Below are 25,771 nucleotides of genomic sequence, written 5' to 3'. Positions count from 1 at the left end.
GATGCCTCCGCTCCTACAGGCCTGATAGTGGCCTCCATGTAAACGGCACACTGCGAGCTCACCACGATGTTGGCCAGAAGCAAAAAGCTTCCTCGAACAGGCCTGATACATAGATGCAACCGGGTTCCTATGTTCAAAAAAGCAGCTAGACAGTGTGGGCGAGTCCATACATAGGAGCGGGTTTACCCGCGAATACGGTGGCGGCTGCGACGGTGAACAGCGGGTGGAAATTGGCCAGCAGGCCCGGCCCTTTCGCGGGTAAACCCGCTCCTACGACGGGCTGTGCCCAAACCTCGATGTGTGCCCCCGTAGGAGCGGGTTTACCCGCGAGGCCGGTAGGTCTAACCGCGCTGGTAAGCCTCGAGCGCTTTCAGCCGTTCACCTTTGAGTGCTTCGCCCAGTGCCTGCCCCGTGAGCCCGGCTTGCACCAACGGCTTCACATCCACCGCTCGCGCCGCCGCTGCTGCGCCTCGCAGGTAATCGGCCTGTGGGTAACCCTGCTCGCCATCGCCCCGCGCCGCCATCTCACAAACGGTCAGAAAATCCTCAAATCGCTGCGGCCGTCGGTACACATCGAACTTCTGCAACAGCTCCAGCAGTGCCGTGGCAGGCAGTTCGAGCGCCTGATTGCCCTGCGCCAGGCATTCCCCTGTCAGCATGGCCAGTTCCTGGCACTCACGCGGTGCCTTCAGGCGCTGGTTGACGGCTTTGATCGATGTCGGTGCCAACCCCCGCAACAGGCAGGCCCAGCGCACGTGCAGCGGTTGTTCGTGCGTCGCTGCCTGCTCCAGCGCCGCCAATGTCCGGGAGCTGTCATCGAGCTCTGGCAGCAGCTCCTGCAGGGCCCCGCACGCGCTCAGCACCTTGAAGAACACCTGCGGTTGCACTTCCATCAGCGCGCGCTCGATTTCCTTCCAGCTGCGCTCGGCAGTGAGTGCCTGCAGTTCGCCCGAGGCGCTGATCTGGCGCATCAGCGCCAAGGTTTCATCGGCAACCCGGAACCCCAGTGGTGCGTAACGGGCAGCAAAGCGTGCAACACGCAGCACACGCAAAGGATCTTCGGCGAATGCCGGGGAAACATGGCGTAGCAGGCGTTGATCCAGATCGTTCTTGCCTTGGTAGGGGTCGTAGACCGTGCCCGCCTCATCCTCGGCCATCGCATTGATGGTGAGGTCGCGACGGATCAGGTCCTCTTCCAGGCTTACGTCGGGGCTGGCGTGAAAAGTGAACCCGCCGTAGCCTCGCCCACTCTTGCGCTCGGTGCGCGCCAGGGCGTATTCCTCACCGGTTTTCGGGTGCAGGAACACCGGGAAATCGGCTCCCACCGGCCGATAGCCCTTGGCTAGCATTTCTTCGACGGTGGCGCCCACCACCAGCCAGTCGATATCGCTGACAGGGCGGCCGAGCAAACGGTCGCGCACGGCGCCGCCAACTTTGTAGATGTGCATGTGCAGCTCTCCATAACTGCCGACAGGATAACCCGTCGGCGGTCATGGGGTCGCATCAGAGGTGGTGGATAACAGCCAGGTCCATACGGCCGTAGTCGGCGCTTTCGCTATGTTCGCCGCGTGGCGGCATGTGGTGAGTACTCATCACTTGCTCGCCTTGCACGGTCTCCAGGTGGATATCGAAGCCCCACAGGCGATGCAGGTGCTTGAGCACTTCGTCGGTCGAGTCGCCCAGCGGTTTGCGGTTGTGTTGCTGGTGTCGCAGGGTCAGTGAGCGGTCTCCGCGGCGGTCGACGCTCCAGATCTGTACGTTCGGTTCACGGTTGCCCAGGTTGTACTGCGCTGCCAACTGCTCCCGAATCACCCGGTAGCCAGCCTCATCATGGATGGCGGGCACCAGCAGGTCGTCGCGCTGGTCGTCATCGAGGATGCTGAACAGCTTGAGGTCGCGCATCACCTTGGGCGACAGGTACTGCAGGATGAAGCTCTCGTCCTTGAAGCTGCTCATGGCGAACTTGATGGTAGAAAGCCAGTCGCTGCCGGCAATTTCGGGGAACCAGTGGCGATCTTCCTCGGTGGGGTTTTCGCACATGCGGCGGATGTCGGTGTACATCGCAAAGCCCAGTGCGTAGGGGTTGATGCCGCTGTAGTACGGGCTGTCGAAGCCGGGCTGGAACACCACGCTGGTGTGCGACTGCAAGAACTCCATCATGAAGCCTTCGGTAATCAGCCCCTCGTCGTACAGGTCGTTCATCAGGGTGTAGTGCCAGAAGGTTGCCCAACCTTCGTTCATGACCTGGGTCTGGCGCTGCGGGTAGAAGTACTGGGCGATCTTGCGCACGATGCGCACTACTTCACGCTGCCAGGGTTCGAGCAGCGGGGCGTTCTTCTCGATGAAATACAGGATGTTTTCCTGCGGTTCGGCGGGGAAGCGCCCCTCATCGCGGTCGTTACCCTTTTCAGCGTTTTTCGGAATTGTCCGCCAAAGGTCGTTGATCTGACGCTGAAGATGCTCTTCGCGCTCCTGTTGCCGGCGCCGCTCTTCTTCCGCAGAAATAGGGTAAGGCCGCTTGTAGCGGTCGACACCGTAGTTCATCAGGGCATGGCAGGAGTCGATCAAATCCTCCACAGCATCGATACCGTGGCGCTCCTCGCACTGGGCGATGTACTGCTTGGCGAACACCAGATAGTCGATGATCGAACTGGCGTCAGTCCAGGTACGGAACAGGTAATTGCCTTTGAAAAAACTGTTATGGCCGTAGCACGCGTGCGCAATCACCAGTGCCTGCATGCACATGGTGTTTTCTTCCATCAGGTAGGCGATACAGGGGTCAGAGTTGATCACGATCTCGTAGGCCAGGCCCATCTGGCCGCGGCTGTAAGACTTTTCCGTACTGAGGAACTGCTTGCCGTAGGACCAGTGGTGGTAGCCCAGCGGCATGCCGACCGAGGCGTAGGCGTCCATCATCTGTTCGGCAGTGATGACCTCGATCTGGTTGGGGTAGGTGTCCAGGGCGTAACGCTCGGCCAAGCGGCTGATTTCCCGGTCGTAGGTCTGGATCAGCTCGAACGTCCACTCGGACCCAGTGGAAATGGGTTGGCGTCTCTGTGCTCTGGCGGTCATGTGGCTAACCTGCGCTGGAAGAGTTCACGGAAGACCGGGTAGATGTCGCCGGCCGATACCAACTGCTGCTGGGCGAACGTGTCGGGGAAAGCATCTCCGATACGCTCGTATTCATACCACAGCGCCTGGTGTTCACGGGGGGTGATCTCAACGTAAGTGTAGTACTGCACATGCGGCATGATCTGTTTGGAGAGGATGTCGCGGCAGATGGGCGAGTCGTCGTTCCAGTTGTCGCCATCAGAGGCCTGCGCGGCATAGATGTTCCAGTCGCTGGCCGGGTAACGCTCGGCCATGATCTCCTGCATCAGCTTGAGGGCACTGGAGACGATGGTGCCGCCGGTTTCCCGCGAATAGAAGAACTCTTCTTCATCGACTTCCCGGGCACTGGTGTGGTGGCGAATGAACACGACTTCGATGCGCTCGTAGTTACGCTTGAGGAACAGGTACAGCAGGATGAAGAAGCGCTTTGCGATGTCCTTGGTGGCCTGGGTCATCGAACCGGATACGTCCATCAGGCAGAACATCACTGCCTTCGAGCTGGGGTTGGGTTGCTTGACCAGCAGGTTGTACTTGAGGTCGAAGGTGTCGAGGAAGGGCAGGCGGTTGATACGTGCCTTCAGGCGCTCGATTTCCTGTTCGACTTCCTGGATATCGGTGAAATTGTCCGGCTCTTCGACCCGCAGGCGATCGAGTTCCTTTTGTGCTTCGCGCAGCAGGGCGCGGCTGCTGCCGGTCAGGGCGATACGCCGGGCATGGGCCGAGCGCAGGGTGCGCACGATATTGATGCGTGACGGGTTGCCTTCGTTGGCGATGCCGGCGCGAACAGTCTTGAAGGTGTCGGCGCCAGTCAGGTGACGTTTGACCAGGTTGGGTAACTCGAGGTCTTCGAACATGAATTCGAGAAATTCTTCCTGGGTGATCTGGAAGACGAACTCGTCCATGCCCTCGCCGGAATTGCCGGCCTTGCCGCGACCGCCACCGCCTCCACCGCCTTGCGGCCGTGGGATGTGTTCACCGGCAGTGAACTCTTTGTTGCCAGGATGCACGATGGTCTGTTTGCCCCCGCGACCATGATGCAAGACGGGTTCGTCGATGTCGCGCCCGGGAATACTGATCTGCTCGCCGTGTTCCATATCCATGATGGAACGGCGGCTCACCGCCTCTTCGACGGCCTTCTTGATATGTTCGCGGTACCGCCGCAGGAAGCGCTGGCGGTTGACCGTGCTCTTGTTCTTGCCGTTCAGGCGTCGGTCTATAACGTAGCTCATGGTCCCTCCGGTGACTGGATGCAGCTGCAACCCACAAGCTGCAAGCCACAAGCTTCAAGCTGCAAGAAAGAGCAGCCACCGCCGCTGCAAGCTGTGACGTGGGCAGCAATGCCAACGCCAGGCAGCTTGCAGCTTGCGGCTCGTAGCTTGCCGCTTTATTGCGATTTCCTGACCCGCAGGTACCATTCCGACAGCAGGCGCACCTGTTTGTCGGTATAGCCACGCTCCACCATCCGGGTGACGAAGTCGTTGTGTTTCTTCTGGTCCTCTTTGCTGGCCTTGGCGTTGAAGCTGATGACCGGCAGCAGGTCTTCGGTGTTGGAGAACATTTTCTTCTCGATCACGACCCGCAGCTTTTCATAACTCAGCCAGCTTGGATTCTTGCCATTGTTGTTGGCGCGTGCGCGCAGTACGAAGTTGACGATCTCGTTGCGGAAGTCTTTCGGGTTGCTGATGCCAGCCGGTTTCTCGATCTTTTCCAGTTCCTCGTTGAGCGCAATGCGGTTGAGAATTTCGCCGGTTTCCGGGTCGCGGTATTCCTGATCCTGGATCCAGAAGTCTGCATACAACACGTAGCGGTCGAAGATGTTCTGGCCGTATTCGCTGTAGGACTCCAGGTAGGCGGTCTGGATTTCCTTGCCGATAAACTCGATGTAGCGCGGTGCCAGGTATTCCTTCAGGTAGCGCAGATAGCGTTCGCGCACTTCAGCCGGGAATTGCTCCTGTTCGATCTGCTGTTCGAGGACATACAGCAGGTGCACCGGGTTGGCGGCAATTTCGTGTGGGTCGAAGTTGAACACCTTGGACAGGATCTTGAAGGCGAAGCGCGTCGACAGGCCGTTCATGCCTTCGTCGACACCCGCAGAGTCCCGGTATTCCTGGATCGACTTGGCCTTTGGATCGGTGTCCTTGAGGTTTTCCCCGTCGTAAACGCGCATCTTGGAATAGATATTGGAGTTCTCGGGCTCTTTCAGGCGCGAAAGCACTGTGAACTGAGCCAGCATCTTGAGCGTATCTGGCGCACAGTGGGCCTTGGACAGCGAGCTGTTGACCAGCAGTTTGTCGTAGATCTTGATTTCATCGCTGACCCGCAGGCAGTACGGCACCTTGACGATATAGATCCTGTCGATGAACGCTTCGTTGTTCTTGTTGTTACGGAAGGTGTGCCACTCCGATTCGTTGGAGTGCGCCAGCAGAATACCGGTATAGGGGATCGCCCCAAGGCCTTCGGTACTGTTGTAGTTGCCTTCCTGTGTGGCGGTGAGCAAGGGGTGCAGGACCTTGATCGGCGCCTTGAACATTTCGACGAATTCCATCAGGCCCTGGTTGGCCCGGCACAGCGCGCCCGAGTAGCTATAAGCATCGGCGTCGTTCTGTGGGTATTCCTCAAGTTTGCGGATATCGACCTTGCCGACCAGGGCCGAGATGTCCTGGTTGTTTTCATCGCCGGGTTCGGTCTTGGCAATGGCGATCTGGTTAAGAATCGACGGGTACAGCTTCACCACCTTGAACTTGGAGATGTCCCCGCCAAACTCCTGCAGGCGCTTGGTGGCCCAAGGCGACATGATGGTATTGAGGTAGCGCCGTGGGATGCCGAACTCTTCCTCGAGAATGGCCCCATCTTCGGTGGCATTGAACAAGCCCAGAGGTGACTCGAATACCGGCGAGCCCTTGATCGCGTAGAACGGCACCTTTTCCATCAGCTGCTTGAGTTTTTCCGCCAGCGAGGACTTGCCGCCGCCTACCGGGCCCAGCAGATAGAGGATCTGTTTCTTCTCTTCCAGGCCTTGGGCGGCGTGGCGGAAGTACGACACGATCTGGTCAATGCACTCTTCCATGCCATGGAAGTCGGCAAAGGCCGGATAGCGGCGGATAACCTTGTTGGAGAAGATGCGCGACAGCCTGGAGTTGGTAGAGGTGTCGATCAGTTCTGGCTCACCGATGGCCAGCAACAGCCGTTCGGCCGCCGATGCGTAGGCACTGCGATCCTCTTTGCACAGCTCGAGGTACTCCTGCAGCGAGAGTTCTTCCTGGCGCGTAGACTCGAAACGTTGTTGGAAGTGGCTAAAAATACTCATGACGTCACCTCGCTCGATACGTGGAGACGACGCCGGATCAGTCAGCTGATGCTGGCATGCAACCGGGTTGGCCGATTGCTGTATACCCCCAGAACACCCTGTAACGCTACCGATGACCCGCACGCCGGTGTACCGGCTCTCCCCTTTTTTGGATGGCCTGAGCTTAAGCGTAGTTGGTTATCTGCAAGGTCAAGGGGCGAGGAGGGCAGAAGTTACGAATGACCGTTCGTCAGATAAGCCGCAAGCCCGCACGGGGCGCGGGCTGCAGGAAAAATTAAAAAAATTATTCAGTGCTGCCTTGGGCGGTCTCGGCCGGGTAGGTCGCACGCCACAGTTCGAAGCCGCCGTCCACGCTGTACACGTCGGAGAAACCCTGGCCTATCAGGTAGGCGGCAGCGCTTTGGCTGGAATTGCCGTGATAGCAGACCACCAAGGTTGGCGCGTCGAGGTCGGCGTTGCGGATGAAATCGGCGACCGAGTGGTTATCCAGGTGCCGGGCGCCGGTGATGTGGCCGGCGGCGAAGGCCTGTGGGTCGCGAATGTCGACGACGACCGCACCTTCTTTCTTGCGAAGCTCCAAGGCCTGCTCAGGAGGGATGCGCTTGAATTCGCTCATGGGTACTACTTCCTTCAGGTGTGGTCGTTGAGTGTAGTGGGTTGTGCCGGCTGGCGCAGGGTGCCGTCGTCGGCGCAGTCGCAGCGGTGGTATTCGCCGCTGTCGACGTTGTACAGGGTCATGGCGCCGCCCCATACGCAGCCAGTGTCCAGGGCGATGACGTCGGGCTCGGTGACCTCACCCTGCAGAGCGGCCCAATGGCCAAAGATGATCTTCACGTGGCGTGAGCGGCGGTCCTTGTGCGCGTACCAGGCTTTGTAGCCTTTGGGCGCGCTACCCAGGCCTTCCTTGCTCTTGAGGTCGAGTTTGCCATCGGCCGTGCAGAAGCGCATGCGGGTGAAGTAGTTGGTGATGACCCGCAGGCGTTCGACGCCGGCGAGGTTCTTGCTCCACTTGTTCGGCTCGTTGCCATACATGCCGTCGAGGTACAGCTGCAGGCGGGTGTCGTCACGCAGCACTTCCTCGACCTCGGCAGCGAGCTCCAGGGCTTTGCCAAGGGTCCATTGTGGCGGTATGCCGGCATGAACCAGGGCGATGCCGCGGGGCTCGTCGTAATGCAGCAGCTTCTGCTGGCGCAGCCAGTCGAACAGCTGGTCGGCGTCCGGCGCTTCGATGATCTCGCGCAGTGTGTCGCTTTTCTTGAGGCGCTCGACGTTGTGCCAGGCGGCCAGCAGGTGCAGGTCATGGTTGCCCAGCACGCAGACCAGTGAATGACGGATCGAGTACAGGAAGCGCAGGGTTTCCAGTGACTCGGGGCCGCGGTTGACCAGGTCGCCGACCAGCCACAGGCGGTCGACGGCGGGGTTGAAACTGACGCGATCGAGCAGGCATTTGAGTGGCTGCAGGCAGCCCTGCAGGTCACCGACGGCGTAGGTGGCCATCAGTGCAGCGCTCCGGGCACTGCCAGCCGAAAGGGGGCAATCTCGGCGTCGAAGCGCTTACCGTCTTCGGCGAACATCTGGTAGCTGCCCTGCATGGTGCCAACGCGGGTGCTGATGACGGCACCACTGCTGTAAGTGTGGCTCTGGCCAGGGTCGATGTTGGGTTGCTGGCCGACCACGCCGGCGCCGCGTACTTCCTCTACCTCGCCGTCACCGTTGGTGATCAGCCAGTGGCGCGACAGCAACTTGGCACTGAGCAAGCCGTTGTTCTGCACGGTAATGGTGTAGGCGAAAGCGAAGCGACTGTTTTCGGGGTCGGATTGTTCTTTCAGGTAGCGGGTCACGACGCTGACGTCGATTTGATAGCGGGGGTCGGACATGCAAGGGCCTTGGGCGAACTGACGCAATAATGCAGTCTAGGCCATTGGGAGGGGGGAGGGCCAGCGGTGATCGGGCTTGGGGGGGGCTGTGTCGGCCTCTTCGCGGGTAAACCCGCTCCTACAAGGGGTCGCACAGGATTTGAGGGTTGTGCGATCCCTTGTGGCCCGTGAAGAGGCCGGAACGGGCTAAATCAGGCTTGTTGCTGATCAGCCAGTTGGTCAGCCAGGCGCACGAAGGCTGCCAGGTCGAGCTGTTCAGGACGCAGGCTGCCATCAACGCCAGCAGCCTCGATGGCGGCGCTGTCCAGCAGGCCTTTCATGGTGTTGCGCAGGGTCTTGCGGCGCTGGTTGAACGCTTCGCGAACGACACGCTCCAGCAGCAGGTGGTCCTTGGCCGGGAACGGCAGCACTTCGTGCGGCACCAGGCGGACGATTGCCGAATCCACTTTCGGGGGTGGGTTGAAGGCACCAGGGCCGACATTGAACAGGTGCTCCACGCGGCAGTGGTACTGCACCATGATCGACAAGCGCCCCCAGTCACCGCCGCCAGGGCCGGCGGCCATGCGCTCGACCACTTCCTTCTGCAGCATGAAATGCATGTCGCGGATCAGCCCGGCGTGGCTGAGCAGGTGGAAGATCAGCGGGGTGGAGATGTTGTAGGGCAGGTTGCCAACCACCTTGAGGCTGCGCGGCGGCACGCCCAGCTGGTTGAAGTCGAACTTCAGGGCGTCGCCCTGGTGCAGGCGGAAGTTGCTGCGATCAGCGAACTTGTGCTGCAGGATCGGCACCAGGTCTTTGTCCAGCTCCACCACGTCCAGCTGTGCGCCACTGCCCAGCAGGCCTTCGGTCAGGGCGCCTTGGCCCGGGCCGATTTCCAGCAGGTGTTCGCCGGCCTTGGCGTTGATGGCACGCAGGATGCGGTCGATGATACCGGCGTCGTGCAGGAAGTTCTGGCCGAAGCGCTTGCGCGCCCGGTGTTGGTATTGCTCGTTCATGGTCGGTTCTCGGCCATCTGGTAGGCGGTTTCCAGTGCGACGCGCAGGCTGCCGGTGTCGACTTTGCCAGTGCCGGCCAGGTCCAGGGCGGTGCCGTGGTCAACCGACGTGCGGATGATTGGCAGGCCCAAGGTCACGTTCACTGCTGCGCCGAAGCCTTTGTACTTGAGTACGGGAAGGCCCTGGTCGTGGTACATCGCCAGCACCGCATCGCAGTGCTCCAGATATTTGGGGGTAAACAGGGTATCGGCCGGCAGCGGCCCGCGCAGGTCCATGCCTTCGGTGCGCAGGCGGGCCAGGGTCGGCTCGATGATGTCGATTTCTTCGCGGCCCAGGTGGCCGCCCTCGCCCGCGTGCGGGTTGAGGCCACACACCAGGATACGCGGGTTGGCAATGCCGAACTTGTCGCGCATGTCGGCATGCAGGATACGGGTTACACGTTCGACGCGCTCTGCAGTGATAGCGTCGGCAACATCACGCAGTGGCAGGTGCGTGGTCACCAGGGCCACGCGCAGGCCGCGGGTGGCCAGCATCATTACCACTTGTGCGGTGCGGGTCAGTTCGGCAAGGAATTCGGTATGCCCGGAAAAGGCGATACCGCTTTCGTTGATCACTCCCTTGTGAACCGGGGCCGTGATCATCCCGGCGAAGTGCCCGTCCAGGCAGCCTTGCCCAGCGCGGGTCAGGGTTTCCAGCACGAACGCTGCGTTGGCCTTGTCGAGCTGGCCTGGCACCACCGGGACCGCCAAGGGGGTATCCCAGACGTACAGGCTACCTGCGGGTGCCGGGAGGTCAGGCCATTGGCCCGGGGCTACCGGCAGCAGGCTGACGGCCAGCCCCAGCTGCGTGGCCCGCTCGGCGAGCAGGTCACGGCTGGTGATGGCGATCAGGGGGTGGGGCTGGGCGTCTGCGGCGAGCAGCAGGCACAGGTCGGGGCCTATGCCGGCCGGCTCGCCGGGGGTGACGGCGAAGCGCAGGGGCTTCACTGGGCGGCCTGGTCAGCGCCAGGCAGCTTGATTTCAACGTAGGCTTCGTCGCGGATCTGGCGCAGCCAGGTTTGCAGCTCTTCGTCGTACTTGCGGTTGCGCAGTACGCTCAGGGCCTGCTGTTCGCGAGCCTGCTCGGTGCTGTCGGTGGCGCGGCGGCCCAGCACTTCCAGAACGTGCCAGCCGTACTGGGTCTTGAACGGTTTGGTCACCACGCCTTGCTGGGCATTGGCCATCTGTTCACGGAACTCCGGTACCAGGCTGTTCGGATCGACCCAGTTGAGGTCGCCGCCGTTGAGTGCCGAACCCGGGTCTTCCGAGAAGCTCTTGGCCAGTTCGCCGAAGTCTTCGCCGTTCTTGATCCGATCGTACAGGCGCTCGGCCAGCTGCTGGGTGGCCGCCTCGCTGCGGATCTCGCTTGGCTTGATCAGGATGTGGCGTACATGCACTTCGTCACGCAGTACGTTCTCGCTGCCGCCGCGCTTCTCCTCGAGCTTGAGGATGATGAAGCCGTTGGGGATGCGAATAGGCTGGGTAATTTCGCCCACCGGCATGCTGCTGAGCATCTTGGCGAAGTCGGGTGGCAGCTGACCGGCTTTACGCCAGCCCATCTCGCCGCCTTCCAGGGCGTTTTCGCTGGCCGAGTTGGCAATCGCCATCTGGCCGAAGTCAGCACCCTGGCGCAGTTGCTGGTACACGTCACCGACCTTGCGCGCAGCCTTCTGGATATCGTCCGAGTTGGCGGCTTCCGGGGTCGGGATGAGGATGTTGGCCAGGCGGTACTCTTCCGACATCTGCATCTTGCCCAGGTCCGAGGCCAGGAAGTTCTTCACTTCCTGCTCGGACACCTGGATGCGTTCGGCAACGCGGCGTTGGCGCACGCGGCTGATGATCATCTCGCGCTTGACCTGCTCGCGAGCGTCGTCGAACGACAGGCCGTCATGGGCCAGCGCCGCGCGGAACTGGTCCAGCGACATGCCATTGCGCTGGGCAATGGTGCCAATGGCCTGGTTCAGCTCTTCGTCGGTGATGCGGATGCCAGAGCGCTCGCCGATCTGCAGCTGCAGGTTCTCGACGATCAGGCGTTCCAGTACCTGCTGTTCCAGAGCGCTGGTCGGCGGCACGCCGCCGCCGCGCTTGGCGATGGTTTGCTGGACCTCATGGACACGCTGGTCCAGCTGGCTTTGCATGACCACGTCGTTGTCGACGATAGCCACCACGCGATCAAGAGGTTGCACCGCGGCATGCACCGCGCCACTCAGCAAAGCGACGCCCAGCAACACTGGGCGCAGACGATCAATAAGCTTGGTCTTCACGTTCACGGTAACCTTGAATGCCTTGGTCGAGGAAAGACTCGACCTTGTTGCCAACTACGCCGCCGAGGCCTTTCAGGACGATCTGAAGGAAGACACCGTGGTCGCCTTTTTCGTTCTGTGGAAGGGCCTGGCTGAAATCGTCGTAGTCGATCCAGTAACGGTTGATCAGGCGCAGCTTCCAGCAGCAGTTGTCGTATTCGAAACCACCCATGGCTTCCAGGGTACGGTTGCGGTTGTAGTCATGCTGCCAGCGAGCGATTACGTTCCACTGCGGCACGATCGGCCAGATGACCGAGAAGTCGTGCTGCTGGATCTTGTAGTAATCCTTGATGTAGTTCGGATCGCCCGGGGTGCCATAGTCACCGCCGCCCACTTTCCAGGTACCCGTGGTCGAGTCGTAGGCAATGGTGTCGTTACGGTAGCGATAACCGAGGTTGACGATCTTGTTCGGGTTGTCTTCAGGCTGGTAGTGGAACATCGCGCTGCCCGAGCGGGTGCTGCGGCTGTCCGGGTCCCAGTTGAAGTCCGAATTGAAGCGCCAGTCGCGGTTGAAGTAGTAGTTGTACATCAGGGCGTATGGCGATACATCGGACTGCGCGTCCTTGCGGGTGCGGTAATCGATGCCTGGCAGCTGGACCTTGCGGTCCTTGAAGTAGTAAGCCTGGCCGATGCTGAAGTTCTGGCGCTCGAAGCCGTTCTCCTCGATCCAGCGGGTGGTCACGCCCAGCGACAGCTTGTTCTCGTCGCCGATGCGGTCGGTACCACTGAAACGGTTGTCACGGAACAGCGAGTCGTAGCTGAACAGGGTTTCACCCGTGTCGAACAGCGGGATGTCCATCTGGTCCTTGTACGGGACATAGAGGTAGAACATGCGCGGTTCGAGGGTCTGGCGGTAGTTGGTGCCGAACAACGAGGTGTTGCGGTCGAAATACAGGCCGCTGTCGACGCTGAGAATCGGGATATCGCGGTTCAGGTTGCTTTTGTAGTCGCCGAACACGTCCAGTGTGTCTGCGTTCGCGGCAGCAATGTCGCTCTTGCCCTTGCTATCCAGGTCAAGGTCGTAATGGGTATACATGTACTTCAGCTTCGGCGTGATGTAGCCGTAGCTGGCCTCCATCGGCAGGCTGATGGACGGGGCGACGTTCAGGCGGGTACCGTTGGCACGCGCTACACCGAAGATGTTTTCGTCAAGACGACGACCGGGTACGCCGGCGCTGGCGTCTGGATTGCCATCTTCGTCCAGAACGAAATCGTCCTTCAGGTCACGATCAAAGCGAACAGCTTCAGTCTCGTACCCAAGGTTCAAACCGCCAGGCTGGAACGGCAGCGTACCGTTCAGGGTCAGCTGCGGCAGGCGATCATACGGCGTGATCTGCGAGATGGTCGCCATCTCGTAGGCATGCACATTCAACCGCGCGGTGTAGCTGTCGCCGCGGTAGGTCAACGCACCCTGCTGGTTCAGCAGGTCGCGGCTTTCCACGCCAATCTGGTCGGATTCCAGGTCCTGGAAGTAGAACGGGTCGCTGATGTCGGTGTAGTCCACCTCGGTCATCAGGCGTTCGTCCAGGCCACCCTTGTGCTGCCAGTTGACCATCCAGCGCTGATCTTTGTAATCCGTCTGATCTTTGCGGTCGTCGTTCTTGTCGTTCAGGTAGGCGCCGCCGAACTGCCCTTCGCTGGAAGGTGTCAGGTAGCGGAACTCGCCTTCCATCAGCAGGCCGCGCTTGGCCATGTAACGCGGGTACAACGTGGCGTCGTAGTTAGGCGCCAGGTTGAAGTAGTACGGCGTGACCAGCATGAAGCCGGTGTCGCTGCTGGTGCTGAACGACGGCGGCAGGAAGCCGGACTGGCGACGGTCGTCAATCGGGAAGTAGATGTACGGTGTATAGAACACCGGGAAATCCTTGACCCGAAGCGTAACGTTGGTCGCAGTACCGAAACCGGTGGCCGGGTTCAGGGTGATGTTGTTGCCTTTCAGCTGCCAGGCGTTGCTGCCCGGTTCGCAGGTGGTGTACGTACCGTCCTTGAGGCGGATGATGGCGTTTTCGCCACGCTTGGCGTACAGGGCACTGCCGCGGATGTGCGACTTGTGCATCACGTATTCGGCGTTGTCGACCTGGGCTTCGCCAGTGTCGAGCTGGATCTGGGCCTCGTCACCGACCACCAGCGAACCGTTGTCACGGATCTTGACGTTGCCCTTGAGCTCGCCACGGTTTTCGGCCTGGTAGAGGTTGGCCTCGTCGGCTTCGGCCTGCATGCTGCCCTGGCGCATCACCACGTCACCGGCGAGGGTAGCGATCTGCTGCTCCTGCTGGTACTTGGATACCTTGGCATTGATGTAGGTCGGCGACTCGTCCTTCGGCGTGGTGTCGGCCATGCCCGGGCGGGTTGGCTCGATATACGCGCCACCGCAGTATGGGCCGGTTTCAGCCAGCTGCGCGGCGGTGAGCTTTTCACGCGGCACCCAGTCCAGGTGGCTGTAGTCTTCGCTGCGCGACTTCAGACCACGGCCCTTGGCCTCGGTAACCAGCACGGGCCGGTCCGCAGTTTCGGCTTCGCCCGCCGCTTCGGTGCCGGAGCTGACGGCTGCACCTTCGTGCACCGGGCGCGGCGGCAAGTTGTTGACTGGGGTTTTGGGCTTGCAGTCCCAACCACCGGCGGCGGACACTTGGCAGTCGAACTGTTCGGCTGCCACTACGTATGAGGTGGCCAGAGGTTGCAGGGCCAGCAGACCGCCGGTTACCAGCAACGGAAACTTTCTACGAAACGCGGGGGATTTCAATGCCATCTTATTAGTCCGGGCTTCCTGCGTGCCATCTGCCCGCGTGTGGGGCCGCACGCCTCTCGATGGTCTGAAAAAGATGCTGGATAATAAAGCATGACCCGCTTGACGGCTAGGGCCGTCGGAGACCCTTGCAATGCCTGAACACGATGTACGCCTGCAACAACTGACGGTCTGGCTCGATGAGCAGCTCAATGATCTTTTCCGTGACAACGCCTGGGGCGAGGTGCCTGCAGGCAGCCTGACCGCTGCCAGCAGCGACGCCAGCTTCCGCCGCTATTTCCGCTGGCAGGGTGCTGGCCACAGTTTCGTGATCATGGATGCGCCCCCCCCGCAGGAGAACTGCCGACCGTTCGTCGCCATCGACCACCTGCTGGCCAGCGCTGACGTACATGTGCCGCTGATCCACGCCCAGGACCTGGAACGCGGCTTTTTGCTGCTTGGGGATCTGGGCACTCAGACATACCTTGACATCATCAATGCAGACAACGCCGATGGCCTGTTCGCCGACGCCATCGATGCCCTTCTGAAGTTCCAGCGTTTGCCAATGGACGCACCGCTGCCCAGCTACGACGACGCCCTGCTGCGCCGTGAAGTGGAACTGTTCCCCGAATGGTACGTGGGGCGTGAGCTGGGCCTGACCTTCACCGATGCACAGAAGGCCACCTGGCAGCGCGTCAGCCAGTTGCTGATCGACAGCGCCCTGGCGCAGCCCAAGGTGCTGGTACACCGTGACTACATGCCGCGCAACCTGATGCAGAGCACCCCCAACCCTGGTGTGCTGGACTTTCAGGATGCGGTATACGGCCCGGTCACCTACGACATTACCTGCCTGTTCAAGGACGCCTTTGTCAGCTGGCCGCAGGCGCGGGTCGAAGGTTGGCTGAGCGACTACTGGCAGCAGGCGCAGGCGGCTGGCATCCCGGTGCACGCCGAGTTCGAAGCCTTCCACCGCGCCAGTGACCTGATGGGCGTGCAGCGGCACCTGAAGGTGATCGGCATCTTCGCCCGTATCTGCCACCGCGACGGCAAGCCGCGTTACCTGGGCGACGTGCCGCGTTTCTTCGCCTATATAAATGAAGTGATCGGTCGCCGGCCCGAATTGGCGGAGCTGGGTGAGCTGATTGCCGAGTTGCAGGCCGGAGCGCGTGCATGAAGGCCATGATCCTGGCTGCGGGGAAGGGCGAGCGCATGCGCCCGCTGACCCTGCACACCCCAAAACCGTTGGTCCCGGTCGCCGGCCAGCCGCTGATCGAGTACCACCTGCGCGCCCTGGCGGCAGCGGGCGTGACCGAAGTGGTGATCAACCATGCCTGGCTTGGCCAGCAGATCGAAGACCATCTGGGCGACGGTAGCCGCTTCGGCCTGAGCATTCGCTATTCACCTGAAGGTGAACCGCTGGAAACCGGCGGCGGCATCTTCAAGGCCCTGCCTTTGTTGGGTGATGCGCCGTTCCTGCTGGTGAATGGCGATGTGTGGACCGACTACGACTTCGCGCGATTGCAGGCTCCCCTGCAAGGCCTGGCTCACCTGGTACTGGTCGACAACCCTGGCCATCACGGCCGTGGTGACTTCCGCCTGGTGGGCGAGCAGGTCGTTGACGGCGATGACGCGCCCGGCACGCTGACCTTCAGCGGCATTTCCGTGCTGCACCCGGCGCTGTTCGAAGGTTGCCAGGCGGGTGCCTTCAAGCTGGCACCGTTGCTGCGCCAGGCGATGGCGGCCGGCAAGGTATCTGGCGAACACTACCGTGGGCACTGGGTGGATGTTGGCACGCTTGAACGCCTGGCCGAGGCTGAGTCTCTGATTGGCGAGCGCGCCTGACATGTGGTGGCCAGGCACGGTGATAGGTGTGGGTGCCGGCTTTGCCGTTGCGAGCATACCGGGTGCCTTGCTCGGTGCGTTGCTTGGGCAGGCCATCGACCGCCGGCTGCGCTTGCAAGGCTGGGAAGACATGCGCGAACGCCTGGGTGGGCGCCCTGCATTACGCGACGACGAGTTGTTGTTCGTGATGCTCGGGCGCCTGGCCAAGTGCGATGGACGGGTAGCCGAGCAGCATATCCAGCAGGCGCGTCAGGAGATGGTGCGCCTGGACCTGGCCGAGGCAGCCCGGTTGCGCGCCATCAATGCGTTCAACCGTGGCAAGGCGGGCAAGGACCGGCTTGGCGGGCACCTGCGGCGCATCAGTCAGCAGCCCCACGCGGCGGAAGGTACCTTGCGGGCCTGTTGGCGCATGGTCTGGGCTGACGGCAAGATGGGCAACAAGGAGCGTGAGTTGCTGCTGGACTGGGGGCAGAAGCTGGGCATGAGCCGGCGCCAGGTGCAGGCCATGTCCCTGGAGTACGAGCCGCGCAAGGCCACGGGAGCAGAAAGCGTGCCCATGACCTACGCGGCAGCGTTGCGCTTGCTGGCGGTGGACGCAGACACCGACACCGATAAGGTCAAGCAGGCGTATCGTCGGCTTGTCAGCCGGCATCACCCGGACAAGCTGGCAGGTACCGGTGCCAGCGAGGCGCAGGTGCGTGAAGCAACCGCGCGTACCCGTGAGTTGCACCAGGCCTATGCCATGATCCGCAAGCGGCGCGGCCTTTGACGCCCCGCCACAAGGATCAAGCCTGACTCAGCCCTGAGGGCTCATCCACCCCCGCACCCGGCGGAACAATTGCTCTTGTTCCGCCGCTTTGTTTGCTGGCATGGCAATCAATGACAATTGTCGGTACTGGCTATCCTTCTGCCGCCTGCTGGCCTGCAGCCGTTGCTGGGCTGCGTTGCGGTCAGCGCTGCGGGTGGCGTAGTAGATATCGGCCGTGGGTACCTTCAAGGTTGGGGCCAGGCTTTCCAGGTCCTGCTCCACCCGTGCAGGGGTCTGCGCAGCGACCATCACCAGTTTTTGTACCTGTGGTGGCTGCTTCTCGCTCAGGTAGCGCGCCGCCCAATATGCACCGCTACCATGGCCGATCAGTACGATGCTGCGGGCATTGTGTTGTTGGGCGAACGCCACGGCGGCATCCAGGCGGGCGAAGATGCGTTCGGCATCTGCCGGGTCGGTCTGCTCGCTGGCTTGTTCGGCATCGGTGCTTTCTGCTGTGTCGGCATCGGCTGCGGTGGCTTGGGCCACGTTGGCGTTGGCATCGGCCGGAACGTCCTTGACCGGTGCGCTTTCGCCTTTGTCTGGCGCAGGCGCTGCCGGTGGTGTGGCTTCGACCCGCGCTTGCGGGCTGTCTGCGAGCAGGTCGGGCAGGCTGACGCTCAGGCTGTGCCAGCCGATATCAGGGAATTTTTGCCGCAGTGGGCCGACTGCATTTGGCCAGTCGGCCGTTTCGCCTGCACCAGGGACAATGATCACCGCCCCTTGCGGATCGTTGTCGTTGGCCGGCTTCCACAGGGCCAGGAAGCTGTCGGCACCGGCCTGCAGGGTCTGCTGCTCAGCCTTGGGCAGCAGCCGTTCCAGCGCCAGAGCATCCTCCTGGCTGCGTTCCAGCAAGGGTGGGCGTGGTGCCTCGGCAGCCGGTGCCATGGCATTTGCAGGTGGTTTTTCGGCATCGGCGGCCAGGGCGCCGAGTGGAAGGACCGAGGCCAGGCAGCACATTGCCAGCGTCGTGCGATAAAGTGTGGACATGAGTCAACCCAAGGCCAGAATGAAACCGGCAGCCTAATAGTATTTGCCCGTGACGGCCATGCTGCATGGCCGTCTTTGCCAAGTCGAGCGTATAGATGAAGCGAGTGCGTCGCCTGTTGGTTATCGGCTGCTTGTGGCTGCCCTTGATTGCCTGGGCCAAGCCCGAGGCGCTGCCAACTGTGGTGCTGGAGCCTGACCAGCAGCAGTGGCTGGACACCCACCGCAGCCTGCGTGTCGGCCTGGTGTTGCAGGCGCCCTACGCCCAGTTCGACCGGCGACTGCAGCAACTCTATGGGGCCAATGTGGAGCTGGTGAACAGCCTGGCGCAGACGCTGCGGCTGGACCTCACCTGGCGTAACTTCACTGACCAGGCCAGTTTGGAACATGCCCTGCAGAGCGGCGAAATCGACTTCGCCCCTGGCCTTACCCAGACGCCGGCCAGCCTGCGCCTGTGGCTATTCAGCGACCCGTACATGCGCGTGCCACAGCTGGTGGTGGGGCCGCGCACCGGGGCCATGGCCGTGGAACTGGAAAAGCTTGAAGCCGAGCAACGCGTCGCGGTGCGCATGCCCAGCCCGCTGGCGGATTACCTGCGCGGCAACTACGGCAACCTCAACCTGCAGGGGGTGCCCGACGATCGTGAGGCCTTGCAACTGGTGGTAGGTGGCCAGGCCAGTTTCGCCGTGCTGGATGAAGCGCAGCTCAGCCGCCTGTCGCGCGAGAGCGAGTTCGGTGAGCTGGCGGTGGTCGGCGATATCGGCCTGCCGCAACTGTTGCGTATCGGTTCGCGGCGCGACTGGCCGCTGCTGGCCGATGTACTTGAACGTGGCTTGCAGGCAGTGCCGGCCAAGGAGCTGGAACAACTGCATCAGCGCTGGTTGCAGCCGAAGTACCCGCGCCTGAGCGAGTCGCCGGGCTTCTGGCAGAACATGGCCTTGCTGTTCGGTCTGTTGCTGTTGTGTGCCTTGGCCACGCTGGTGTGGCAACGCCGTCAGCAGCGCCAGCTGGAGCGCAGCCTGCTGGCCGCGCGAGAAAGCCTTGTTGAGCGCCAGGTGCGCGAAGAGGCGTTGCGCCTGAGCCAGTTCGCCATCGACCAGAGCACCGTAGGTATCCTCTGGGTCAACTGGGACAGCCATGTGCGTTACGCCAACCATGCCGCCGAGCGCATGTTGGGCTACAGCGAAGGGGCGTTGCTGGAGCGGCCGCTGAGCGACTTCGAGCCGAGCCTGAACATGGACCGGTGGCTAGAGCTGTGGAAGGGGGCGCGTACGGGGGCGGGGGGTGTCGGTCAATTTGAGACGCAATGCCGGCGGGCTGATCAAAGCTTGCTACCCGTGGAGCTGTCGCTGAGCTTTCTGCGCTTTCGTGATTCCGAATATCTGGTGGTCTACCTCGCCGATGTCACCGAGCGCCACCGTGCCTTGGCGGCCCTTCGCGAAAGCGAGGCGCGGCTCAAGGGCATTGCTGGCAACGTACCAGGGTTGGTGTTTCGCCTGGAGCGTGACCCGGCCGAGGGCGATCTGGAGTTCCCCTATATCAGTGAGGGTAGCGAGGCTTTGGTGGGTTATGCACCCAGCGAGATCCAGCACCCGCAGATGGGCCTGCGCAACCTGGTGCACCCCGAGGACCGTGCTGATTATCACAGGGTGCAGGACCTGGCCCTGGCCAGCGACCAGGACTGGTCCTGGCAGGGGCGCATCCTCACCCGGCAGGGCGAACAGCGCTGGGCCGATATCAAGGCCAGCGCCCGGCATCTGGGCAACGGCCAGGTGGTGTGGGACGGTGTAGTCTGGGACATCACACAGGGCAAGCGGGCCGAGCTGGCGTTGGCGAAGTCCCAGGAGCAGTTGCGCGAACTCTCGGCCCACCTGGAGAGCGTGCGTGAAGAAGAGAAAGCTCGTATCGCCCGGGAAGTGCATGATGAACTGGGGCAGATGCTGACCGTGCTCAAGCTGGAAGTGTCGATGTGCGAGCTGGCCTATGCCGAGCTGGACCCTGGCCTGAATGATCGCCTGGCGAGCATGAAACGCCTGATCGCCCAGTTATTCCAGTTGGTGCGCGATGTCGCCACTGCCTTGCGTCCGCCGATCCTCGATGCCGGCATTGCCTCGGCCATCGAATGGCAGGCGCGGCGTTTCGAGGCACGTACGCAAATCCCCTGTCTGGTGCAAGTACCCGATAATCTGCCAGCATTGAGTGATGCCAAGGCCACCGGGCTGTTTCGTATCCTCCAGGAGGCGCTGACCAATGTGATGCGTCACGCCCAGGCGCACAGCGTAGAGATTGAGCTGGTACGTGAGGGCGGACAGTTGCGCATGACGGTCAGTGATGATGGCCAAGGCTTTTGCCGCGAGCAGACGCGGCCCACCTCGTTTGGCCTGGTGGGTGTGCGCGAGCGGGTGCTGATGCTGGGGGGAGCATGACGCTGGAAAGCGAGCCGGGCGAAGGCACCAGCCTGAGCGTGGCCATTCCGTTGGAGTAGGAGAGCAATCGTGATTCGAGTTCTGGTGGCCGAAGACCACACCATTGTCCGTGAAGGCATCAAGCAGTTGATTGGCCTGGCCAAGGACATGCAAGTGGCGGGGGAGGCCGGTAATGGCGAGCAGTTGCTCGAAACCCTGCGCCACACACCGTGCGAGGTGGTACTGCTGGACATCTCGATGCCGGGTGTGAACGGCCTGGAGGCGATCCCGCGTATCCGTGCGCTGCACGATGCTCCAGCGATCCTGATGTTGTCGATGCACGATGAGGCACAGATGGCGGCGCGGGCGCTGAAGGCCGGTGCGGCGGGCTATGCCACCAAAGACAGTGATCCGGCGTTGTTGTTGACAGCGATTCGTCGGGTGGCCGGTGGCGGGCGTTATATCGACCCGTCGCTGGCCGACCGCATGGTGTTCGAAGTAGGCCTCACCGAATCCCGGCCGTTGCACACACTGCTCTCGGAGCGCGAGTTTTCAGTGTTCGAGCGCCTGGCCCAAGGCGCCAACGTCAACGACATCGCCCAGCAGTTGGCGCTGTCGAGCAAGACCATCAGCACCCACAAGGCACGCCTGATGCAGAAGTTGAAAGTGAACTCGCTGGCGGAGCTGGTGAAGTACGCCATGGAGCACAAGCTGGTCTGATTGCGACATACGGGTGCCCGAAACTTCCCGAATCCTCTGTGGGAGCGGGCATGCCCGCGAACGGGCCTGGCCTGCTGATCTCTATGGCTGAGCCGGCCTCTTCGCGGGCATGCCCGCTCCCACAGGTTTCGTGGTTGGCTCGCAAGGGCATTCCAATCCCGCCATCCTTGTAGGGCGATCCCTACAACAAATCTTCCATCCGGATGATGGCATTCTCTCAGTACCCCCGATTTTCGGGCGCTTGCGTCTCTTCTACTCTTTTGCCTACGCAGTCATCCAACAAGAAGGTGCAGGCATGAGCGAGGCGAAGTCGAACGCTGCAACCGGCGAAACGCTGGTCAGCTTCCGTGGTGTGCAGAAGAGCTACGACGGCGAGTCGCTGATCGTCAAAGACCTCAACCTGGATATCCGCAAGGGCGAGTTCCTCACCCTGCTTGGCCCGTCCGGCTCGGGCAAGACCACCAGCCTGATGATGCTGGCGGGCTTCGAAACCCCCACCGCCGGTGAAATCCAGCTTGGCGGGCGCTCGATCAACAACGTGCCGCCGCACAAGCGTGATATCGGCATGGTGTTCCAGAACTACGCGCTGTTTCCGCACATGACCGTGGCCGAGAACCTGGCCTTTCCGCTGACCGTGCGCAACCTGAGCAAGACCGACATCAGCGAGCGGGTCAAACGTGTGCTGAACATGGTGCAGCTCGACGCTTTCGCCAAACGCTACCCCGGCCAGTTGTCCGGTGGCCAGCAGCAGCGGGTGGCGCTGGCCCGGGCATTGGTGTTCGAGCCTCAGCTGGTGCTGATGGACGAGCCACTTGGCGCGCTGGACAAGCAGCTGCGCGAACACATGCAGATGGAGATCAAGCACATTCACCAACGTCTTGGTGTGACCGTGGTGTACGTGACCCACGACCAGGGCGAAGCGCTGACCATGTCCGACCGCGTGGCGGTGTTCCACCAGGGCGAAATCCAGCAGATCGCCGACCCGCGCACGCTGTACGAAGAGCCCTGCAACACCTTCGTCGCCAACTTCATCGGCGAGAACAACCGCATCAGCGGCACCCTGCTGGCCAGCGATGGCAAACGTTGCCAGGTGCAGTTGCCTCGCGGCGAGCGGGTCGAGGCGCTGGCGGTGAATGTCGGCCAGGCCGGCGAGCCGGTGACCCTGTCGATACGCCCGGAGCGCGTGCGCCTGAACGGCCACAGTGAAAGCTGCGTCAACCGGTTCTCTGGCCGGGTGGCCGAATTCATTTACCTGGGCGACCACGTGCGGGTGCGTCTGGAGGTTTGCGGCAAAGGCGACTTCTTCGTGAAGCAGCCTATTGCCGAGCTCGACCCGGCGTTGGCCGTGGGCGATGTAGTACCGCTGGGCTGGGAGGTGGAGCACGCCCGCGCGCTCGATCCGATTGCCGAAGCCCATTGATGGATTGCTTCACCAACCCTGTACTGTGGAGAGAATAATAATGCGCAAGCAGTTGAAACTGACCGCCCTGGCTTTGGGGCTGTTCACCGCTGGCCAGGCCATGGCCGCAGACCTCACCGTGATCTCGTTCGGTGGCGCCAACAAGGCTGCCCAGGTCAAAGCGTTCTACGAACCCTGGGAAAAAGCGGGTAATGGCAAGATTGTCGCGGGTGAGTACAACGGCGAAATGGCCAAGGTCAAGGCAATGGTCGACACCAAGAGTGTGTCGTGGAACCTGGTAGAGGTTGAGTCGCCAGAGCTGGCGCGCGGTTGCGACGAAGGCATGTTCGAAGAGCTCGACCCGGCCCTGTTCGGCAACGAGGAAGACTACGTGCCTGGTGCCATTCAGCCTTGCGGTGTGGGCTTCTTCGTCTGGTCCACGGTCATGGCCTACAACGCCGACAAGCTCAAGACCGCCCCCACCAGCTGGGCCGATTTCTGGGACACCAAGCAGTTCCCGGGCAAGCGCGGCCTGCGCAAGGGCGCCAAGTACACGATGGAATTTGCACTGATGGCCGACGGTGTTGCGCCCAAGGACGTCTACAAAGTGCTGGCAACCAAGGAAGGCCAGGACCGCGCCTTCAAGAAACTCGACGAACTCAAGCCCAGCATCCAGTGGTGGGAAGCGGGTGCACAGCCACCGCAGTTCCTGGCCTCTGGCGACGTGGTCATGAGCTCTGCCTACAACGGCCGTATTGCCGCTGTGCAGAAAGAAAGCAACCTCAAGGTGGTGTGGAACGGCGGCATCTATGACTTCGACGCATGGGCAATTCCCAAAGGCGCCAAAAACGTCGAAGAGGCGAAGAAGTTCATCGCCTACAGCGTCAAGCCCGAGCAGCAGAAGATCTACTCCGAAAACATCGCCTATGGCCCGGCCAACTCCAAGGCCGTGAGCCTGCTGTCGGACGAAGTGAAGAAAGACATGCCGACCACGCCAGAGAACATTGCCAACCAGGTGCAGATCGACGTGGCGTTCTGGGCCGACAACAGCGAGCAGCTGGAGCAACGCTTCAACGCCTGGGCGGCGAAGAAGTAAACGTCCAGTGTGTGGGGCCGCAAAGCGGCCCCCAATTCAGCCTGTATTGCGGAGTTCGCCATGGCCATTGCAGTGCCCCTCAACGAAGGCGCAGGTCCAAGTCTCAAGCAGCGCCTCAAACACGCCGAGCGGGTCAACCGCTGGAAGGCGCAGGCGTTGATCGCGCCGCTGGCGCTGTTTCTTCTGCTGGTGTTCCTGGTGCCGATTGCGGCGCTGCTGTACAAGAGCGTCGGCAACCCTGAAGTGGTCGGCGGCCTGCCGCGCACGGTGGAAATCATCAGCCAGTGGGATGGCAAGAGCCTGCCAGGCGAGGACGTTTACAAGGCGCTGAGCCAGGATTTGGCCGAGTCGCGCAAGAACCAGACCCTTGGTGACCTTTCCAAACGCTTGAACATGGAGCTGGCCGGTTACCGCAGCTTGTTGACCAAGACTGCCCGTGCGCTGCCCTTCAAGGCTGAGCCTGCCTCTTATAAAGAGGCGTTGCAGGCTGTCGACGAGCGTTGGGGCGACCCGGCTTATTGGCAGGCGATACGCCGCAATACCAGTTCGGTGACCTCTTTCTACCTGCTGGCCTCGGTGGACCATCGCATCGATGACCTTGGTGAGCTGGCCAAGGCCACCCCGGACCAGGCCATTTACCTGGACATTTTTGTCCGTACCCTGTGGATGGGCGTGGTGATTACCACTATCTGCCTGGTACTGGCCTACCCACTGGCCTACTTGTTGGCCAACCTGCCGACCCGGCAGAGCAACCTGCTGATGATTCTGGTGCTGTTGCCTTTCTGGACATCGATCCTGGTGCGGGTGGCGGCCTGGATCGTGCTGCTGCAGTCGGGCGGGCTGATCAACAGCGCGCTGATGGCCATGGGCATCATCGACCAGCCGCTGGAGCTGGTGTTCAACCGCACAGGTGTCTACATCTCGATGGTGCACATCCTGCTGCCGTTCATGATCCTGCCGCTGTACAGCGTGATGAAGGGTATTTCCCCAAGCTACATGCGTGCGGCGATCTCGCTGGGCTGCCACCCGTTCGCCAGTTTCTGGCGGGTGTACTTCCCGCAGACTTACGCCGGTGTTGGCGCCGGTTGCCTGCTGGTGTTCATCCTTGCCATCGGTTACTACATCACCCCGGCGCTGCTGGGTAGCCCCAACGACCAGATGGTCAGCTACTTCGTCGCCTTCTATACCAACACCAGCATCAACTGGGGCATGGCCACCGCACTGGGCGGGCTGTTGCTGCTGGCGACCGTGCTGTTGTACCTGATCTATAGCTGGCTGGTCGGCGCCAGCCGTCTGCGCCTGAGCTGAGGAGCCTGTCATGCTGAGCCCATACATGTCGCCCGTGGAGCGGGTCTGGTTCTACAGCCTGCGTATTCTCTGCGGCTTGATCCTGCTGTTTCTGATCTTGCCAGTGCTGGTGATCGTGCCGCTGTCGTTCAACAGTGGCAGCTTCCTGGTGTACCCGCTGCAGGGCTTCTCGCTGCAGTGGTATCAGGACTTCTTCGGCTCGGCCGAATGGATGCGGGCATTGAAAAACAGCATCATCGTTGCCCCGGCGGCCACAGTGCTGGCCATGGTGTTCGGCACCTTGGCGGCCATCGGCCTGACCCGGGGCGATTTCCCCGGCAAGTCGCTGGTGATGGCGCTGGTGATCTCGCCCATGGTGGTGCCGGTAGTGATCATCGGGGTGGCCAGTTACCTGTTCTTCGCCCCTCTGGGTATGGGCAACAGTTTCACCTCGCTGATTCTGGTGCATGCGGTACTGGGTGTGCCGTTCGTCATCATCACCGTGTCGGCGACGCTGCAGGGGTTCAACTACAATCTGGTGCGTGCGGCGGCCAGCCTGGGAGCTTCGCCTCTGCTGGCTTTCCGCCGGGTGACCCTGCCGCTGATCGCACCCGGCGTCATCTCGGGCGCCCTGTTTGCCTTTGCCACCTCGTTTGACGAGGTGGTGGTGACGCTGTTCCTCGCCGGGCCGGAGCAGGCAACCCTGCCGCGGCAGATGTTCAGCGGTATTCGCGAGAACCTGAGCCCGACCATTGCCGCGGCGGCGACCTTGTTGATTGCGTTCTCGGTGGTGTTGCTGCTGACCCTGGAATGGTTGCGTGGGCGTAGTGAGAAGCTGAGGACCCAGCAGCCGGCCTGATGAGGGGGTTGCCTG

20 protein-coding genes and 1 pseudogene are annotated in these 25,771 nt (G+C 61.8%); 9 read left to right on the top strand and 12 right to left on the bottom strand.

The genetic code is table 11. The features are described from left to right. Positions 1-341 precede the first annotated feature (341 nt). From C4Q27_RS09520 to C4Q27_RS09470, 11 genes are all read right to left on the bottom strand, one after another. Positions 342-1,448, bottom strand: a complete 1,107-nt coding sequence (locus C4Q27_RS09520) for a multifunctional CCA addition/repair protein (RefSeq protein WP_104886771.1) — start codon at positions 1,446-1,448, stop codon at positions 342-344. A 55-nt stretch (positions 1,449-1,503) separates the two neighbouring features. After that, positions 1,504-3,072, bottom strand: coding sequence for a SpoVR family protein (locus tag C4Q27_RS09515; RefSeq protein ID WP_010951740.1), 1,569 nt, complete (start codon positions 3,070-3,072; stop codon positions 1,504-1,506). Continuing rightward, positions 3,069-4,340: a YeaH/YhbH family protein gene (locus tag C4Q27_RS09510; protein ID WP_003255564.1), complete on the bottom strand. Its 1,272-nt coding sequence runs from the start codon at positions 4,338-4,340 to the stop codon at positions 3,069-3,071. Before C4Q27_RS09510 ends, C4Q27_RS09515 begins: the two co-directional genes overlap by 4 nt. Positions 4,341-4,495: 155 nt before the next feature. After that, positions 4,496-6,418, bottom strand: a complete 1,923-nt coding sequence (locus tag C4Q27_RS09505) for a PrkA family serine protein kinase (protein ID WP_003255563.1) — start codon at positions 6,416-6,418, stop codon at positions 4,496-4,498. Positions 6,419-6,701: 283 nt separating this feature from the next. Further along, positions 6,702-7,034, bottom strand: a complete 333-nt coding sequence (glpE, locus tag C4Q27_RS09500; protein WP_104886770.1) for a thiosulfate sulfurtransferase GlpE — start codon at positions 7,032-7,034, stop codon at positions 6,702-6,704. A gap of 14 nt (positions 7,035-7,048) precedes the next feature. After that, positions 7,049-7,915 carry a symmetrical bis(5'-nucleosyl)-tetraphosphatase gene (locus C4Q27_RS09495; protein WP_004576191.1) on the bottom strand — a complete coding sequence of 289 codons (867 nt, stop codon included), beginning with the start codon at positions 7,913-7,915 and terminating at the stop codon, positions 7,049-7,051. Beyond that, the gene (gene apaG / locus C4Q27_RS09490; protein ID WP_064491652.1) at positions 7,915-8,295 is read right to left on the bottom strand and encodes a Co2+/Mg2+ efflux protein ApaG; all 381 of its coding nucleotides are present in this window, start codon (positions 8,293-8,295) and stop codon (positions 7,915-7,917) included. Before apaG ends, C4Q27_RS09495 begins: the two co-directional genes overlap by 1 nt. A 191-nt stretch (positions 8,296-8,486) precedes the next feature. Continuing rightward, the gene (gene rsmA / locus C4Q27_RS09485) at positions 8,487-9,290 is read right to left on the bottom strand and encodes a 16S rRNA (adenine(1518)-N(6)/adenine(1519)-N(6))-dimethyltransferase RsmA (RefSeq protein ID WP_003255558.1); all 804 of its coding nucleotides are present in this window, start codon (positions 9,288-9,290) and stop codon (positions 8,487-8,489) included. Further along, positions 9,287-10,276, bottom strand: coding sequence for a 4-hydroxythreonine-4-phosphate dehydrogenase PdxA (gene pdxA / locus C4Q27_RS09480; protein WP_014860204.1), 990 nt, complete (start codon positions 10,274-10,276; stop codon positions 9,287-9,289). The genes rsmA and pdxA overlap by 4 nt, the downstream gene beginning before the upstream one ends. Further along, positions 10,273-11,598 carry a peptidylprolyl isomerase SurA gene (gene surA, locus C4Q27_RS09475; RefSeq protein ID WP_019750284.1) on the bottom strand — a complete coding sequence of 442 codons (1,326 nt, stop codon included), beginning with the start codon at positions 11,596-11,598 and terminating at the stop codon, positions 10,273-10,275. Before surA ends, pdxA begins: the two co-directional genes overlap by 4 nt. Then, the gene (locus tag C4Q27_RS09470; protein WP_104886769.1) at positions 11,573-14,380 is read right to left on the bottom strand and encodes an LPS-assembly protein LptD; all 2,808 of its coding nucleotides are present in this window, start codon (positions 14,378-14,380) and stop codon (positions 11,573-11,575) included. The genes surA and C4Q27_RS09470 overlap by 26 nt, the downstream gene beginning before the upstream one ends. Positions 14,381-14,510: 130 nt before the next feature. Between C4Q27_RS09470 and C4Q27_RS09465 the strand changes: the two genes are divergently transcribed. From C4Q27_RS09465 to C4Q27_RS09455, 3 genes are read left to right on the top strand one after another with little or no spacing between them, the layout of a single operon-like run. Further along, positions 14,511-15,530: an aminoglycoside phosphotransferase family protein gene (locus C4Q27_RS09465; protein ID WP_014755129.1), complete on the top strand. Its 1,020-nt coding sequence runs from the start codon at positions 14,511-14,513 to the stop codon at positions 15,528-15,530. After that, a complete protein-coding gene (gene murU, locus C4Q27_RS09460) occupies positions 15,527-16,198 on the top strand; it encodes an N-acetylmuramate alpha-1-phosphate uridylyltransferase MurU (protein ID WP_010951745.1) in 672 nt (223 codons plus the stop codon). The genes C4Q27_RS09465 and murU overlap by 4 nt, the downstream gene beginning before the upstream one ends. A 1-nt stretch (position 16,199) precedes the next feature. Then, complete coding sequence (locus C4Q27_RS09455; protein WP_010951746.1) at positions 16,200-16,967, top strand: TerB family tellurite resistance protein; 768 nt, start codon at positions 16,200-16,202, stop codon at positions 16,965-16,967. A 27-nt stretch (positions 16,968-16,994) separates the two neighbouring features. On the opposite strand, the gene C4Q27_RS09450 is transcribed toward C4Q27_RS09455, so the two are convergent. Continuing rightward, positions 16,995-17,993 (bottom strand): alpha/beta hydrolase family protein, encoded by a 999-nt coding sequence (locus C4Q27_RS09450; RefSeq protein ID WP_104886768.1) that lies wholly within the window; start codon positions 17,991-17,993, stop codon positions 16,995-16,997. A 95-nt stretch (positions 17,994-18,088) separates the two neighbouring features. Here C4Q27_RS09450 and C4Q27_RS09445 point away from each other — a divergent pair. From C4Q27_RS09445 to C4Q27_RS09420, 6 genes and pseudogenes are all read left to right on the top strand, one after another. Further along, positions 18,089-20,475, top strand: a pseudogene (locus C4Q27_RS09445) (PAS domain S-box protein). Positions 20,476-20,482: 7 nt separating this feature from the next. Continuing rightward, on the top strand, positions 20,483-21,115 hold the full coding sequence (locus tag C4Q27_RS09440; protein WP_173401663.1) for a response regulator transcription factor: 633 nt from the start codon (positions 20,483-20,485) through the stop codon (positions 21,113-21,115). Between the two features lie 295 nt (positions 21,116-21,410). After that, positions 21,411-22,535: an ABC transporter ATP-binding protein gene (locus tag C4Q27_RS09435; RefSeq protein ID WP_003255547.1), complete on the top strand. Its 1,125-nt coding sequence runs from the start codon at positions 21,411-21,413 to the stop codon at positions 22,533-22,535. Positions 22,536-22,575: 40 nt separating this feature from the next. After that, complete coding sequence (locus tag C4Q27_RS09430; protein WP_064491038.1) at positions 22,576-23,610, top strand: ABC transporter substrate-binding protein; 1,035 nt, start codon at positions 22,576-22,578, stop codon at positions 23,608-23,610. A gap of 60 nt (positions 23,611-23,670) precedes the next feature. Next, positions 23,671-24,918 carry an ABC transporter permease gene (locus C4Q27_RS09425; RefSeq protein WP_010951751.1) on the top strand — a complete coding sequence of 416 codons (1,248 nt, stop codon included), beginning with the start codon at positions 23,671-23,673 and terminating at the stop codon, positions 24,916-24,918. 10 nt (positions 24,919-24,928) lie between these two features. Then, positions 24,929-25,756, top strand: a complete 828-nt coding sequence (locus tag C4Q27_RS09420) for an ABC transporter permease (protein WP_014589454.1) — start codon at positions 24,929-24,931, stop codon at positions 25,754-25,756. The last annotated feature ends 15 nt before the right edge of the window (positions 25,757-25,771 follow it).

The sequence above is a fragment of the Pseudomonas sp. SWI36 genome (assembly GCF_002948105.1).
GTDB lineage: Bacteria > Pseudomonadota > Gammaproteobacteria > Pseudomonadales > Pseudomonadaceae > Aquipseudomonas > Aquipseudomonas alloputida.
The sequence above is the reverse complement of the archived record's forward strand: the minus strand, read 5'-3'. Positions and strand labels throughout refer to the sequence as shown.